Source organism: Photobacterium sp. WH77, assembly GCF_022014395.1.
Taxonomy (GTDB): Bacteria; Pseudomonadota; Gammaproteobacteria; order Enterobacterales; family Vibrionaceae; genus Photobacterium; species Photobacterium arenosum.
The window spans coordinates 136,133-150,571 of the sequence record NZ_JAKLTE010000009.1 but is presented as its reverse complement, the minus strand read 5'-3'; the positions used below and the strand labels follow the sequence as shown (position 1 = coordinate 150,571).

The following is a 14,439-nucleotide window of genomic DNA, read 5'->3' as shown; positions in this document are numbered from 1 at the left end:
CAAAGACCAGCTACCCTATGGCTGTCCGACGTTTATCCCACAACGCTTGAACAAGGTCTGCCAGTATGAGACGTGGTTGAGAGTAGCGTCACGAAATTGGCGGTGTATGTCACCGTCTATATAGAAGCTGTGATAATCGGCGAGCGCAGCAGGGCGGTTAGGGATAGCAAACAGGGTGTGCAGATCCGGCTGAATGTCCTGGTAGCGGGCATCAAGGTTGGCAAGGTATGGCTGAATATCCGTAACGAAAAATTTATAGAATACGTTCTCTAGAAAGTTGGCTTTCTGCTGGTTTCGGTTGGGCTCGCACACGACTGTGGCGTCGTTTTGGCTCAGTAGTGCGGTTGTGGTGTTCAGCCAGTCAGTGGCACGGGCCATTGAGTAAAAAAGCTGACCAAGATAACGCGAGGTGTGGATGTTTTCTTCATAGCTGAGCAGGCGCTCAGCGGACTGAGCGGAGACGCTGTGCCGCGCCGAAATCTGGCTGGCAATGTGCGCTAATCCGCTCATCGCCTGCAGGGTGGCAGTGGCATCTGGAATCGTGCCCAGCGCAAAGGCGGAGTGTGTCGGCTTAAATTGTTTTTGCCACTCTTCACCAGTGAGCAGCATGTTCCACAGGTATTTAGGCAGGTCATCTTGTTTCGTGGTCTGAACTTCTATCAGCTGTGCTCTGACATTATCGTCCTCGGGCAATGTCGCGATACAGTGGCCGATACCGTCTAATAACAGCAACTCGTAGCGTAACTGGCGGGTTCTGTCCTGCACTTTTCCCAGTACAGAGTTGCGCTCTGCGATGAGATGAAACAAGCCGCATTTTCTGAGTTCATAGGCGTCAAACAGTCCCATTCTGACATCTTCGGTGCGCTGTAGCATATCGCCGACCTCGGGAAGAGGCGGTATCCGGGTATCCGGCTCTTTCGGGGAACTCACATCCAGCACAGAGGCCAGACGATCAGCATAGTCCGCAAACTGGTTATCTGAGGACTGACGGCCACAACCGGCCAGTATAATGAGCAGGCTGAGCAATGCGAGCTGAATCAGCAGCTTGTTTTTGTTAAGCGGATATGAAAGAAAGCGTCGGCGCATGATCGTTATTCTGGGATTTTTATAACAGTATAAGCTAACAGATTGAGTTTTCAGATAAAGAAAAGGCAGCGTTTGCTGCCTTAGGGAAGGGGGAGTCCGGTTATTGTACCGACATTGCCAGCTGGAAATCATGGTCTTGACGTTGCAACCAAAGCAGGCGCACTGTCAGCATTAATGCTGCAGCGGTTAAGCCAACAATCGTACCAATCCAGAAGCCGTGTGGTCCCATTGGTGCGGCGAACAGGTGCGTCATGCCAAGTGCATACCCGATCGGCAGACCAAAAACCCAATAGGCAATAAAGGTGCGGATAAAAATGGCCCGCATGTCTTTGTAACCACGTAGTGCACCGGCAGCAACCACTTGAACGGCATCACTGCACTGATAAACCGCCGCAAGGAACAAGAGCTGAGTCGCCAGCATAATCACCTCTGTGTTGTCGGTATATAGCAAGCCAATCTGTTCGCGGAAAATGATCGTCAAAACAGCCGTCGCAACCGAAATAGCCACGCCAACCCAGATACCGCAGTGGCTGGAAATTTTCGCACCATCAAAGTTTTGCTCACCTAATTGGTGTCCGACACGGATGCTGACTGCAGCACCTAAACTCATAGGTAACATGAAGACCAGCGAAGAGAAGTTGATGGCAATCTGGTGGGCGGCGACAACAATCGAACCCAGAGGCGCGATCAGCAGTGCAATTGCCGCAAAGATTGAAACTTCAAAAAATAATGCGGCTGCAATCGGAAACCCAAGCTTGAACTGACGCACAATAGCTTTCAACTCTGGGCGATACCAGGTGTGGAATAGCCCAACGCGGTTGAGTTTTCGGTTCATCAGTACATAAACCAGCATCGAGAAGTACATCAGCCAGTACACAATGGCAGTGGCAACACCGCAGCCGATTCCGCCAAGCGCCGGAGCGCCGAATTTACCGTAAACAAAGATCCAGTTAAGCGGAATGTTGGCTAACAACCCGATGAAACCAATCACCATACCGGGAACGGTCAGCGACAGGCCTTCAGAAAAGCTGCGCAATGCCTGAAACAGCAGCAGGGCCGGAACAGCATAAAGAACGGCGTGTAAGTAACCAATGGTTTTCTCTGCCAGTACAGGTTCGACGGCCATGTAATCAATTAAGATGCCCGCATTATAGAGCACCAGTATGATTGGGACTGACAAGAGTAAAGACAATACAAAGCTTTGTTGAACCTGAAACGGAATTTTGTCTTTCTGGCCAGAACCGTTGAGCTGGGCCACAATGGGCACCATCGCAAATAGCACACCAATGCCAAACAGAATGGCAGGCATCCAGACGCTGGAGGCGACCGAGACAGCGGCCATATCGGTGGCACTGACACCGCCAGCCATCACAGTATCAATAAAACTCATTGCCGTCTGTGCGACAGAGGCGATCAAAACAGGAATAGCGAGTTTTAACAGTCGCTTAGTTTCTAGACGATAAAGATGCACGAAATGCTCCAGAGGGCAGGTAATCTATTATTGGAATAATCTTCACAGTGGATTATATCGGCTTCACTGATACTGACAATGATTTATTCAATCTGTATCACAATTCAGCACTTCTCTGCTTTTTTTTGTGTTGCCGCACTGTTTGAGGTTATCACAATGCAGCGGGACTGCAGGACTGGCTATGTCCACTTCCCCTATGCTGAGTCAGCTTAAACTGAAGTTTTGCATTCTCTCACTAAAGGGGAAGTGGATAATTGTAAATCAACAACATAAGACAAAACTTCAGTTGTTTTCAGACTTTGAGAGTGCTTTTTGTGCTGCTTGGCCGATAGAATCGATATCCGCGTTGTTTGAGGTTAAAAACTTCTCAAAGAGCGGCATTAAAGCCCCCATTTTTTCGTCAATGGCATCGCGCACAGTATCAACAACCACTTGAGTACCACGTTCAATTTCGACATTGATATTTGAACCGCTCTGCTTTCCTTCAAATGTCGTCATTCTGCGAGTTTCAGGGATTAGCCAAACATCGAACCAGCCCTCGCTTTTATTCACGTCAGAAACAGTCAAACTGGCTCCATTCAAAGCAATATAGCCTTTAGGGAAGATGTATTTGGCCCAGTTTTGTGGTGTTGAAATACGTACTCGATAGTTATCATCGATTTGTTGCACGTCAAGAACTGACGTTTTGAAATCAATGTGTCCTGATAGCGGATGTCCACCGATTTCTGCGCCATCTTTCGCTGCACGCTCTACATTAACTCTTTGGTTTTGTTTGTATTCACTAAGAGTGGTTATCTCAAGGCTCTTCAGCATCACGTCAAACTTAACTTGTGTCGAAGTTACGATCTCAGTGACTGTTAAGCAAACACCATCAACCGCAACGCTAGCACCAATTTCTAGGTTTTCGCAGAAACCAGATTCAAACTCAATGTTAAACGTTCTGATACCCTTGTGGTCACTTATGGATGAAATAAGCGCGACAGACTGAATTATACCCGTGAACATTGTTGGCTCTCCTGTTGTACCAATGTGGCAGCGTAGTAATCAGTATTTTGAACCAGTTGTAATGTAATTGATAGAGTGAGCTGTCATCGGTCGCAATAACTACAGCTAAATTCCTTTTCATTTTCATCTCACCAATAATCAGAAAGCCAAAGAAGCGGGTCTGAACAGCGGTGTAACAAGACAAACCTGTCAGCGCGCCAAAAAGGCGATGTGATCAATATAGAGATTGATCCTCAGACGCAGGCTGTGGTGGATACGGTGGAAAGGGTGATGGTAGCGAGAGGCTAAAGGAAATCATTTGCATCAATCCACACGCCCTCTCATCAGAGGGGCGTGTGGATTCGAACGTTAAAAAATCTGCTCGTCGTCAGCGTCTACAAACAGGTGAATGGTTTTGTGTAATTCATCCACCTGCATGTTCAAGTGGATCGCATGGCAACACGCGGGGCAATCATCGTAAAATTCCTGACTGCCGGCACTGCTGTCCAGGGTAATTCGGATATGGTGGCCACAATGCGGACAAGTCACACTCTGTTCACTATAGTTCTTCATTTTCTGCTCCTTACATTATGTACCTGATACTAATTGGCACATTCATACCGCTGCCAGTGTCCATACTGGAGAGTCTTGACTCTTTCGCCTTTGAAGCCATTGACGGGTTGGAAATCAGACGTTGTTTCTTACCGGACAATCGCACCAAAAACGATGGGTATAGGTTTGCTAACCGTTAAGTTAATCCTAGCGATACGGATTAGTTTTTGCCGTGAATTAACTGCAAACTTTGAATTGCTGAGAAGTTTTAACTGAGGGGGCTTTGTCGCTTAGAAAGTTGATAAGAACAAAGTAGACAAGCTAAGGGTAATGTGAAGCTGATTGACAGAAAATGGGTCTATAGTGACGCTTTTGATGTCAGAATGGATGAATGTTTTGTGAAATAGAATGATCAGCCTATTTGTGATTCGCGACAAACAGACCAATCATTCTTCAAGCTGATTAAAGGCTGGCTATTAATTCTTTGTTTACTTCGAGCAGCGAGTTAAGTTTTCTGTCTGCGATCGACCAACGCAGATCGGAACGGTGTTGCTGCTCTGGCACTACGATACTTTTCATGCGGGCAGCTTTGACAGCCAGCAAGCCGTTAAGTGAATCTTCAAAGGCCACACAGTGGTGAGGTTCAACACCCAGTTCATCGGCGGCATTCAGGTACACTTCCGGGTGAGGCTTACCAAAACGAAGGTGCTCGGCAGAGAACAAGGCACTGAAATGATCTGTCAGTGACAGGGCATCTAAGGTGGCATGAATCAGGCTCATAGGAGAAGACGAGGCCAGAGCAATGGTTATGCCCATATCCTGGCACGTCTGTATGGCTTCGCGCACACCAGGCAGCATAGGTTTGTGCTCTTGAACCAGTTCTTCCACACGTTTGGTAATCAGGGTGTTGACGTCCTGGCAAGTCGGGCCTTGCCATGGCTGGCGTTCGAACCAGAGATCAACAATGTGATCGATTCGCAACCCCATGGTTTCCAGCGTTTCCTGCTGTGAAATCGTGACACCCAGTGAAGAGAATACCTCAACCTGAGCACGTTGCCAGAAAGGTTCTGAGTCGACCAGAAGGCCATCCATATCAAAGATTGCGGCTTTTAACATACTGTTCCTGTCTTGAGCTGAAAGGATAAAGAATGTGAACTTTATCACTTCAACTCTGCAGACGGTAGCCTGGATTATCCTTTAATTGCTACTCAGATTAAGCCTGCGAATACAGCGTTCAGCCTGATCCAGATATTCGCCACCAAAGAGATTGCAGTGGTTCAGCAGGTGGTAAAGGTTGTACAGGTCGCGACGTTGTTTGTAGCCGTCATCCAGCGGAAATACAGACTGATAGCCATTGTAGAAACTGTCGGGAAATCCGCCGAACAGCTCTGTCATAGCAATGTCGCATTCCCTGTCACCCCAGTAGCAGGCGGGGTCATAAATGACCGGGCCATCTACACTGAGTGCTGTATTTCCATGCCATAAATCGCCATGCAGCAAGGAAGGTTTTGGCTGATGTGCCGACAAGATGTCAATCACATTGCCTGTGATGACATCAATACTGCCAAAATCGATGCCTTTCTCCTCACAGATTTGCAATTGCCAGGCAATCCGCTGTTCTGCGAAAAAGCGACACCATTTTCGTCGCCACTGATTGGGCTGAGGAGTCAGGCCAATGAAATTGTCTATGTCGAAGCCGTATTCAGGCTGTTCGCCCCATTTATGAAGGTGCGCCAGTTGCTGGCCAAGTGTGTGGGCCGATTCGGTGTCCAGACTTTTCATGGGCATGAAATCGAGGACGAGGAAGGCTTTATCCCGGCTTATGCCCATATGCCGGCTTGTAGGCACTGATACTGAGTTTGTTTCCTGCAGGACGCGCAGATTTTCCGCTTCTGCTTCAAAAACGGGAAGCTGCTCTTTCTCATTAAGCTTGATGAAGTACCTTTGATCGCCATCGCTGATGCAATAGCATTCGTTGACGTCCCCCCCAGGGAGTGTATTTCGCTCCCGGATGGTAAAGGGTTGATCAAGTACGTCTGATAGCTGATGGGAAATCGCTTGCCACATAGCATCCTCCGGGCACAAACCAGTTTGGGTACAAATCATAATAAACAATAATACAGCGCTTGGGCTGGATTATATAAAGACAGTGACGCCAAATCTGTTGGGGCAATTCTATGGATGCAAGTAGATTCTGGTTCTGCGAACCTGAACGAGCCATGCTCACCGCTATCCCTGACTGACGTGATTATAGTGATTTTTTGTCAGTCGCCCCGCGCTTTACCTCATCACAGCATAGACTATATGTTTGCCGATTAGCTGACTTAAATAACAAAAACAGTCAATTGAAAAGTGCAGGGCAGCAAAATTCATATCAAAGCAGTTTTTAATAACAGAATCAGATAAAAAAAGCCGGGAGAGAACCCGGCTTGGTTGTTTCGCTGAATTTGATGGCTTTGAATCAGAGACTTGGCAGTAAAGATTCTGGCTTCAGATCGTTATAGCTTGCTTCAAGCAGCAGCGGCAAACGCATTTTGTCCGGTAGGATTTCTAGTTGAAACATAGTCATTGTTCCGGCTCGAATTATTTGTCAGTGATCATCGGCAGATCAAGGCCCTGTTCTTTGGCACAGTTGATCGCAATGTCGTAGCCGGCATCAGCGTGACGCATCACACCAGTGCCCGGGTCGTTACGCAGTACGCGGCGGATGCGCTCTTCGGCTTCATCGGTACCGTCACACACGATCACCATGCCTGAGTGCTGAGAGAAGCCCATACCTACGCCACCACCGTGGTGCAGAGAAACCCAGGTCGCACCGGATGCCGTGTTCAGCAGGGCATTGAGCAGTGGCCAGTCGGACACAGTGTCTGAACCGTCCATCATGCCTTCCGTTTCGCGGTTAGGGCTGGAGACAGAGCCTGAATCCAGGTGGTCACGGCCAATCACGACAGGCGCTTTCAGTTCGCCGTTACGCACCATTTGGTTGAATGCAAGACCCAGTCGCGCACGGTCTTTCAGGCCCACCCAGCAGATACGTGCCGGCAGCCCCTGGAACTGAATACGCTCGCGTGCCATGTCCAGCCAGTTGTGCAGATGCGGGTTATCCGGGATCAGCTCTTTGACCTTCTGATCGGTTTTGTAGATGTCTTCCGGATCGCCGGACAGGGCAGCCCAGCGGAACGGACCCACGCCTTCACAGAACAGCGGGCGAATATAAGCCGGCACGAATCCCGGGAAGTCGAATGCGTTTTCAACGCCTTCTTCCAGCGCCATCTGGCGAATGTTGTTGCCGTAGTCGACGGTTGCAGAACCCGCTTTTTGCAGATCCAGCATTGCCTGTACCTGAATTGCCATTGATGCTTTTGCTGCTTTGACCACCGCGGCTTCGTCTTGCAGACGCATTTCTGCCGCATGTTCCATGCTCCAGCCCTGAGGCAGGTAGCCATTCAGCGGATCGTGGGCTGATGTCTGGTCAGTGGTGCAGTCTGGTACGATGCCGCGCTTCACCAGCTCAGGGAAGACATCAGCCGCGTTACCCAGCAGGCCAACAGAAACCGGCTTGCCGGTTTGTTTGGACTTTTCAATGATAGCCAGTGCTTCGTCCAGCGTGGTGGCTTTACAGTCCACATAACCGGTACGCAGACGGTAATCGATACGTGATTCATCACACTCAACGGCGATCATAGAGAAACCAGCCATGGTGGCCGCCAGAGGCTGAGCACCGCCCATGCCGCCCAAGCCGCCGGTCAATACCCAGCGACCGGAGGCATCGCCATTGAAATGCTTGCGCGCCATAGCAACAAAGGTTTCGTAGGTGCCCTGAACGATGCCTTGCGAGCCGATATAGATCCAGCTGCCCGCGGTCATCTGGCCGTACATCATCAGGCCTTTTTTATCCAGCTCGTTGAAGTGCTCCCAGTTCGCCCAGTGTGGCACGATATTGGAGTTGGCAATCAGTACGCGAGGCGCGTTGCTGTGCGTTTTGAACACCCCGACAGGTTTACCGGACTGCACCAGCAGGGTTTCGTCATCTTCCAGACGCTTCAGAACTTCAACAATCTTGTCATAACATTCCCAGTTACGGGCTGCACGGCCAATACCACCATAGACCACCAGAGAGTGAGGGTGTTCAGCCACATCAGGGTGCAGGTTATTCATCAGCATACGCAGCGGTGCTTCTGTCAGCCATGACTTGGCATTCAGTTTGGTGCCAGTCGGTGCTTCTATGGTGCGTGTCGTGTCCAGACGTGGATTCTGTTGTTGCGTCATTTTGCTCTCCTTGCCGCTCTCTGGTTAACGAATAGCGCGGGCGATTGTCCAGGCAAGCCGTGCAGCTAACCGTGCAGTTTGATTATCAATGTCAAAACGTGGGTTGTACTCAGCCAGATCCGCGACCAGGATCTTCGATTCTCCTTTCGGCGTTCTGGCTTTTAAAATCGGTTCCAGCAGCATTTCAACGATGTCTAATGGCACACCGCGCGCAGCCGGGGCACTGACCCCCGGTGCCACGGAGGCCGGGAAAACGTCCAGATCAATGGTCAGATAGAGGTAATCACACTGATCAATAAATCGCTGAAGCTCTGTCAGTGTCGGTTCCATCTTGTGATGAACCAGTTCATGGTCATCTTTGTAAAGCACCCCTAAACGGTCGGCTTTTTCATACAGCGCCTGGGTGTTACTGGTACGCGCCAGTCCCAGGCAGGCATATTTGAATGGCCAGTTATGCATTTCGCAGAAACGGGCAGCCTGATGGAACGGGGTGCCTGAGCTGCCTTTCTCCGACTGCTTGCCACCCGGCGGATTACGCAGGTCGAAGTGAGCATCAAAGTTGATGATGCCGACACGCGGCGGTTGCTGTTCTTCATTCTCGTTGCCGGCAACATGCTGCTTTTGCACCAGATAATTGCCTATGCCCTGAAACGATCCCCAGGCCACTTCATGCCCGCCGCCAAATACGATCACTTTGTGGCGCTGACGCAGGGCGCGGCTTACATCTTCTGCCAGCCGGTATTGCGCCAGTTCCAGATTGCTGTCGTCGCAGCTGATGTTGCCGCCGTCATAAACGGGCTCTTCGTGGTGCCAGGCCAGATTGGCCAATGCGCGGCGTATCGCGATCGGAGCATCATAAGCGCCGGTACGGCCTTTGTTACGAGAGACACCTTCATCACAGGCGAAGCCGAGCAGCATGATGCCGCTTTCATTGGCATTGTCGGCTGGTTGCACTTTCTGGTGCCAGCGCAGGCCTTTGTTACCGTCTTCAGGATCACTGCGTCCTTGCCAGACACTCATATCAATAGGCATACAGCCTCCTGTTTACTGATTATTAGGTTGATAAAAGAGGTTGCCATCCACAACCCGGGCGATTAAATCCGGTACACCCATGCGATAGGACAGCTCTGCTGGTGAGTCGAGATTCCACAGTGCCAGATCCGCGGCCATACCTGTGCGAATCTGACCACATTGCTCACTCAGGCCCAGCGCTTGTGCGGCATGCGCGGTAACACCTCTCAGGCATTCTTCCGGTGTCAGGCGGAAGAAGGTGCAAGCCATGTTCATCATGGTACGCAGTGAGGCAATCGGCGAGGTGCCGGGGTTAAAGTCGGTGGAAATTGCCATCGGCACACCTTTTTCACGAAGCTGAGTGATCGGTGGCTGCTGGGTTTCACGCAGGAAATAGAAAGCGCCTGGCAACAGGGTCGCGACTGTGTTGTGGGCGGCCAGTGCTTCAACACCGGCTTCGTCCAGGTATTCAATATGGTCGACAGATGTTGCACCCATACGGGCTGCCAGTGCACTACCACCTAAATTTGAAAGCTGCTCTGTATGGCCTTTAATCATCAGGCCATGGGCTTTGGCCGCGGCAAAAACCCGTGCACTTTGTGCGGTTGAAAAACCGATGCCTTCACAGAAAACGTCTACTGAATCTGCAAGGTTCTCTTTTGCAGCTGCCGGGATAATTTCGTCACATACCAGGGTGATGTAATCGTCGCTGCGTCCGGCATATTCAGGAGGCAATGCGTGTGCGGCCAGCAGTGTGGTAGAAACTTTGATATCGGCCTGCTCGCCAATACGGCGGGCAACCCGCAGCATTTTCAGCTCATCTTCGGTAGTCAGGCCATAGCCGGATTTTATTTCGATAGTCGTGACGCCGTCACGTTTTAGGCCTGCCAGACGCTCTGAAGCTAATGCAAACAATTCATCTTCGGTGGCTGCGCGCGTGGCTCTGACTGTCGACAAAATGCCACCACCGGCCTTGGCGATATCTTCGTAAGGCACACCGTTCAGACGCTGTTCAAATTCGTTAGCACGATTGCCCGCAAACACCAGATGAGTATGGCAGTCGATCAGACCCGGCGTGACCATAGCCTGCTTGCAATCCACAATGTCTGCCTGGCTGTCGACTGTGTCCTGCCAGTTTGCCTGCTGCGGACCGGCGTAGCTAATCTTACCCTGACGGATAATCACCATGGCGTTATCGATGATCTGATAACCGTGTTCCGGTTCCATGGTGACGAGTTTGAGATTGGTCAGAATACGTTCCATAGCGAGCAGTTTCTCTCTGGTTGCCTAATATGTATATACAAATTAAAGTCCGAATTCGGATAAAACTCAAGATGCGATGTAATTAAAATGTGATCAATGTTGAAGGATTCTATTAACAGTAGCGTATTTAGCAGCGGGAGAGGGAAGTACCAAGCGCGGACGATGCAGTATACAAAAGCCTGACCACTGAGTGATCAGGCTTGCTAATCAATATGATAGCTAAAAAAACAACGAGGCTTAAAGTGCCTGAAGACGAACCAGGGTTAAATGACGCGGGTTCTGGAGCTGAGTTTGTATTTATCGCCGGGGTGGTACAGCAAAGCTGTACTGATGAGATTGGTGTTACTCCAGGTACGGCGATTGAGCAATAAGCATGGCGACTCGATCTCCATTTCAAGTAACTCGCTGATATGTGAAGGAGGCAGAATGGCTTCGACAGTATGCTCAATATCACTGAGCGGGCATGTCTGCATCAGATACTCATTGGGTGTCTGAGTCGTGAAATCCTGCTGGATATAATCGGGGGCAAAGTGAGGATTCACCCAGCGTTCTTCCAGTTGAATCGGCACTTTATTTTCGTAATGGACGATTTGAGTGAAATACACAGTTGTGTCATGCCGTACGCCTAAGCGTAATGCAATTTCATCACGGGCTTTGACCTGTTGCTGTGTAATCACTTTACTGGAGTATTGATGGCCCCGGCTCGTGACTTCCGTTGCAATGTTCCGAATTTCCATCAAAGGAGATTCGGCTTTTTTATTGCAGACAAAAGTGCCTAAACGGGGTGTGCGTTCCAGAAATCCTTCGTTAACCAGTTCTTTGATAGCTTTATTGGCCGTCATCCGACTGACTTCAAACTGCTCTGACAGCTCAATTTCGGTGGGGATCTTATATCCGGGTGGCCATTCACGGCTCTGGATTTTCTGGTCGAGATACTCTTTGATTTGCTGATAACGCGGTGCGCTTGCCATGGTGTTGTCTCTGCGTCATTAATGACTATAAATTGCCTATACAAATGAAAGCAACTTTTCCCTTATTTTGCAAGTGGCTCACAGGTAACTGGCTTTTCTATCTTTAGTTTTGTGAGTCAATCCATTACAATTCGCCTTCTGTCTGGGGTCAGCAATTTTGATTTGTACCAAAATTCACACCGAAACAGACACTATCTCATCACCGTACTGCTCCTTGGCAGGCGGTAAAATACGAAATTGCATGTGCTACTTGGTATGTGGCACCACTGAACAAAGGATCAATGAATGCCTGTAATTACTCTTCCTGACGGCAGTCAGCGTCAATTTGATAACCCGGTTTCAACTCTCGATGTGGCGCTGTCTATCGGCCCTGGCCTGGCGAAAGCCTGTATTGCCGGTCGTGTTGACGGTGTTCGCGTTGATGCCTGTGATGTGATTGAAAACGACGCAAAACTCGAAATCATCACCGCAAAAGATGAAGACGGTCTGGAGATCGTTCGTCACTCTTGTGCTCACCTTTTGGGTCATGCGATCAAGCAATTGTACCCGGATGTGAAAATGGCGATCGGTCCGACGATTGATTCCGGTTTCTATTATGACGTCGATCTGGAGCAACCATTGACGGCTGACGATCTGGAAAAGATCGAAAAGCGCATGGTCGAGCTGGCGAAAACCAAGTACGACGTTATCAAGAAGAAAGTCAGCTGGCAGGAAGCACGTGATACCTTTGAGTCTCGTGGCGAACCGTACAAAATGGAAATCCTGGATGAGAATGTCTCTCGCGATGATCGTCCGGGTTTGTACCATCACGAAGAATACATCGACATGTGCCGTGGCCCGCACGTGCCGAACATGGGCTTCTGCCAGCATTTCAAACTGCTGAATGTGGCTGGCGCTTACTGGCGTGGTAACAGCGATAACAAGATGTTGCAGCGTATTTACGGCACAGCCTTCCATGATAAGAAAGCACTGAAAGCGCACCTGACGCGTCTGGAAGAAGCGGCGAAGCGTGACCACCGTAAACTGGGTAAGCAGCTTGATCTGTATCATATGCAGCAAGAAGCGCCGGGTATGGTGTTCTGGCATCACAACGGCTGGACTGTGTTCCGTGAGCTGGAAGTGTTCGTCCGTGACAAGCTGACTGAGTATGATTACCAGGAAGTGAAAGGTCCGCTGATGATGGACCGCGTTCTGTGGGAACGCTCTGGTCACTGGGACAAGTACGCAGAAAACATGTTCACGACTGAATCTGAAAAGCGTGAGTATGCGATTAAGCCTATGAACTGTCCGGGGCACGTTCAGATCTTTAATCAGGGTCTGAAATCATACCGTGATTTGCCATTACGTATGGCCGAGTTCGGCAGTTGTCACCGAAACGAACCGTCAGGCGCACTGCATGGTCTGATGCGTGTTCGTGGTTTTACTCAGGATGATGCGCACATTTTCTGTACGGAAAACCAAGTGCAGGAAGAAGTCACTTCTTGTATTAAGATGGTTTACGACACCTATGAAACCTTCGGCTTCAACAATATTGTGGTGAAGTTGTCGACACGCCCTGAGAAGCGTGTGGGTTCCGATGAAATGTGGGATAAAGCCGAGTCTGACCTGAAAATCGCACTGGAATCAATGAACATTTCTTATGATATTCAGGAAGGTGAGGGAGCGTTCTACGGCCCTAAAATTGAATTTACTTTGCATGATTGTTTAGATCGTGCTTGGCAGTGCGGTACAGTTCAGCTAGACTTTGCTCTGCCTGAGCGTCTGGGTGCGACTTATGTCGGTGAAGATAATGAGCGTCACACGCCAGTTATGATTCACCGCGCCATTCTTGGCTCCCTCGAACGTTTCATCGGTATCCTCATCGAAGAATACGCGGGTTATTTCCCGACCTGGTTGGCGCCACAACAAGCAGTTGTCATGAATATTACTGACAGCCAGTCAGAATATGTTCGCGAAGTTGTAGAAAAACTGCAAAAAAGTGGAATCCGAGTCAACGCGGACTTGAGAAATGAGAAAATTGGCTTTAAAATCCGCGAACATACTTTAAAGCGAGTTCCGTATATGCTTGTCTGCGGTGACAAAGAAGTCGAAGCAGGTGAGGTTGCGGTCCGTACTCGCAAGGGTAACGATTTGGGTAAATTTAAGATTGATGACTTTGTTGCGTACATGCAACAAGAGATTAGCAGTCGCAAGCTCAATGTTTTGGAGGAATAAGGTATTAAAGGCGGAAAAAGAACTCAAGCACCAGTTAAGCAAAACGCACACCGTATCAATGGCGAAATCCGTGGCGTACGCGAAGTTCGTTTAACTGGTATCGATGGTGAGTCTATCGGTGTTGTTTCTATTGAAGAAGCAATTAGTGCAGCGAATGAAGCTGGTGTCGATCTGGTTGAAATCAGCCCTAATGCCGAGCCACCAGTCTGTCGAGTGATGGACTATGGCAAGTACCTGTTCGAAAAGAGCAAGGCTGCTAAAGAGCAAAAGAAAAAGCAAAAACAAATCCAGGTTAAGGAAGTTAAATTCCGTCCTGGTACAGATGAAGGCGACTATCAGGTAAAACTGCGCAACCTGATTCGCTTTTTAGAAGAGGGCAACAAGGGTAAAGTCACACTGCGTTTCCGCGGTCGTGAAATGGCCCACCAAGGTCTGGGTATCGATCTTCTGAACCGTATTAAGGATGAACTGGTCGACATCGCTGTCGTCGAGAGCTTCCCTAGTCGTGTCGAAGGTCGCCAAATGACCATGATGCTTGCCCCTAAGAAGAAGTAATTCAGGCCTTCAAGTAGCAAAAGCGCTGCTCAGTGCAGCGCTTTTTGTTCGCCTGATTACTAT

General features: G+C 49.4%; 12 protein-coding genes and 1 pseudogene. 3 read left to right on the top strand and 10 right to left on the bottom strand.

The features are described from left to right. Positions 1-15: 15 nt before the first annotated feature. The 3 genes from L6J37_RS11495 to L6J37_RS11485 all read right to left on the bottom strand — a co-directional run bounded on the left by L6J37_RS11495 (position 16) and on the right by L6J37_RS11485 (position 3,562). The gene (locus L6J37_RS11495) at positions 16-1,086 is read right to left on the bottom strand and encodes a DUF3080 domain-containing protein (protein ID WP_237795175.1); all 1,071 of its coding nucleotides are present in this window, start codon (positions 1,084-1,086) and stop codon (positions 16-18) included. 100 nt (positions 1,087-1,186) lie between these two features. After that, positions 1,187-2,557 carry an MATE family efflux transporter gene (locus L6J37_RS11490; protein WP_237795173.1) on the bottom strand — a complete coding sequence of 457 codons (1,371 nt, stop codon included), beginning with the start codon at positions 2,555-2,557 and terminating at the stop codon, positions 1,187-1,189. A 282-nt stretch (positions 2,558-2,839) separates the two neighbouring features. Continuing rightward, the gene (locus L6J37_RS11485; protein ID WP_192016723.1) at positions 2,840-3,562 is read right to left on the bottom strand and encodes a riboflavin synthase subunit alpha; all 723 of its coding nucleotides are present in this window, start codon (positions 3,560-3,562) and stop codon (positions 2,840-2,842) included. Positions 3,563-3,739: 177 nt separating this feature from the next. On the opposite strand from L6J37_RS11485, the pseudogene L6J37_RS11480 reads away from it, so the two are divergent. Beyond that, positions 3,740-3,850 (top strand): annotated as a pseudogene (locus tag L6J37_RS11480) (riboflavin synthase); the annotation flags it as partial. A 60-nt stretch (positions 3,851-3,910) separates the two neighbouring features. On the opposite strand, the gene L6J37_RS11475 reads toward L6J37_RS11480, so the two are convergent. The 7 genes from L6J37_RS11475 to hutC all read right to left on the bottom strand — a co-directional run bounded on the left by L6J37_RS11475 (position 3,911) and on the right by hutC (position 11,607). Continuing rightward, positions 3,911-4,114, bottom strand: a complete 204-nt coding sequence (locus L6J37_RS11475) for a CPXCG motif-containing cysteine-rich protein (protein WP_027252104.1) — start codon at positions 4,112-4,114, stop codon at positions 3,911-3,913. Positions 4,115-4,555: 441 nt separating this feature from the next. Further along, positions 4,556-5,209, bottom strand: coding sequence for a hexitol phosphatase HxpB (hxpB, locus tag L6J37_RS11470; protein WP_192016722.1), 654 nt, complete (start codon positions 5,207-5,209; stop codon positions 4,556-4,558). Between the two features lie 81 nt (positions 5,210-5,290). Further along, entirely contained in the window at positions 5,291-6,160 is an 870-nt protein-coding gene (locus tag L6J37_RS11465; protein ID WP_192016721.1) for a fructosamine kinase family protein, read from the bottom strand. Between the two features lie 516 nt (positions 6,161-6,676). After that, positions 6,677-8,362 carry a urocanate hydratase gene (hutU, locus tag L6J37_RS11460; protein ID WP_218385998.1) on the bottom strand — a complete coding sequence of 562 codons (1,686 nt, stop codon included), beginning with the start codon at positions 8,360-8,362 and terminating at the stop codon, positions 6,677-6,679. A gap of 24 nt (positions 8,363-8,386) precedes the next feature. Continuing rightward, on the bottom strand, positions 8,387-9,394 hold the full coding sequence (gene hutG / locus L6J37_RS11455) for a formimidoylglutamase (protein WP_237795172.1): 1,008 nt from the start codon (positions 9,392-9,394) through the stop codon (positions 8,387-8,389). Positions 9,395-9,406: 12 nt separating this feature from the next. Next, entirely contained in the window at positions 9,407-10,636 is a 1,230-nt protein-coding gene (hutI, locus tag L6J37_RS11450; protein ID WP_237795171.1) for an imidazolonepropionase, read from the bottom strand. A 263-nt stretch (positions 10,637-10,899) separates the two neighbouring features. Beyond that, positions 10,900-11,607: a histidine utilization repressor gene (gene hutC / locus L6J37_RS11445; protein ID WP_192016717.1), complete on the bottom strand. Its 708-nt coding sequence runs from the start codon at positions 11,605-11,607 to the stop codon at positions 10,900-10,902. A gap of 285 nt (positions 11,608-11,892) precedes the next feature. On the opposite strand from hutC, the gene thrS reads away from it, so the two are divergent. Continuing rightward, positions 11,893-13,821 (top strand): threonine--tRNA ligase, encoded by a 1,929-nt coding sequence (thrS, locus tag L6J37_RS11440; protein WP_237795170.1) that lies wholly within the window; start codon positions 11,893-11,895, stop codon positions 13,819-13,821. 3 nt (positions 13,822-13,824) lie between these two features. Further along, on the top strand, positions 13,825-14,376 hold the full coding sequence (gene infC / locus L6J37_RS11435; protein ID WP_192016802.1) for a translation initiation factor IF-3: 552 nt from the start codon (positions 13,825-13,827) through the stop codon (positions 14,374-14,376). The last annotated feature ends 63 nt before the right edge of the window (positions 14,377-14,439 follow it).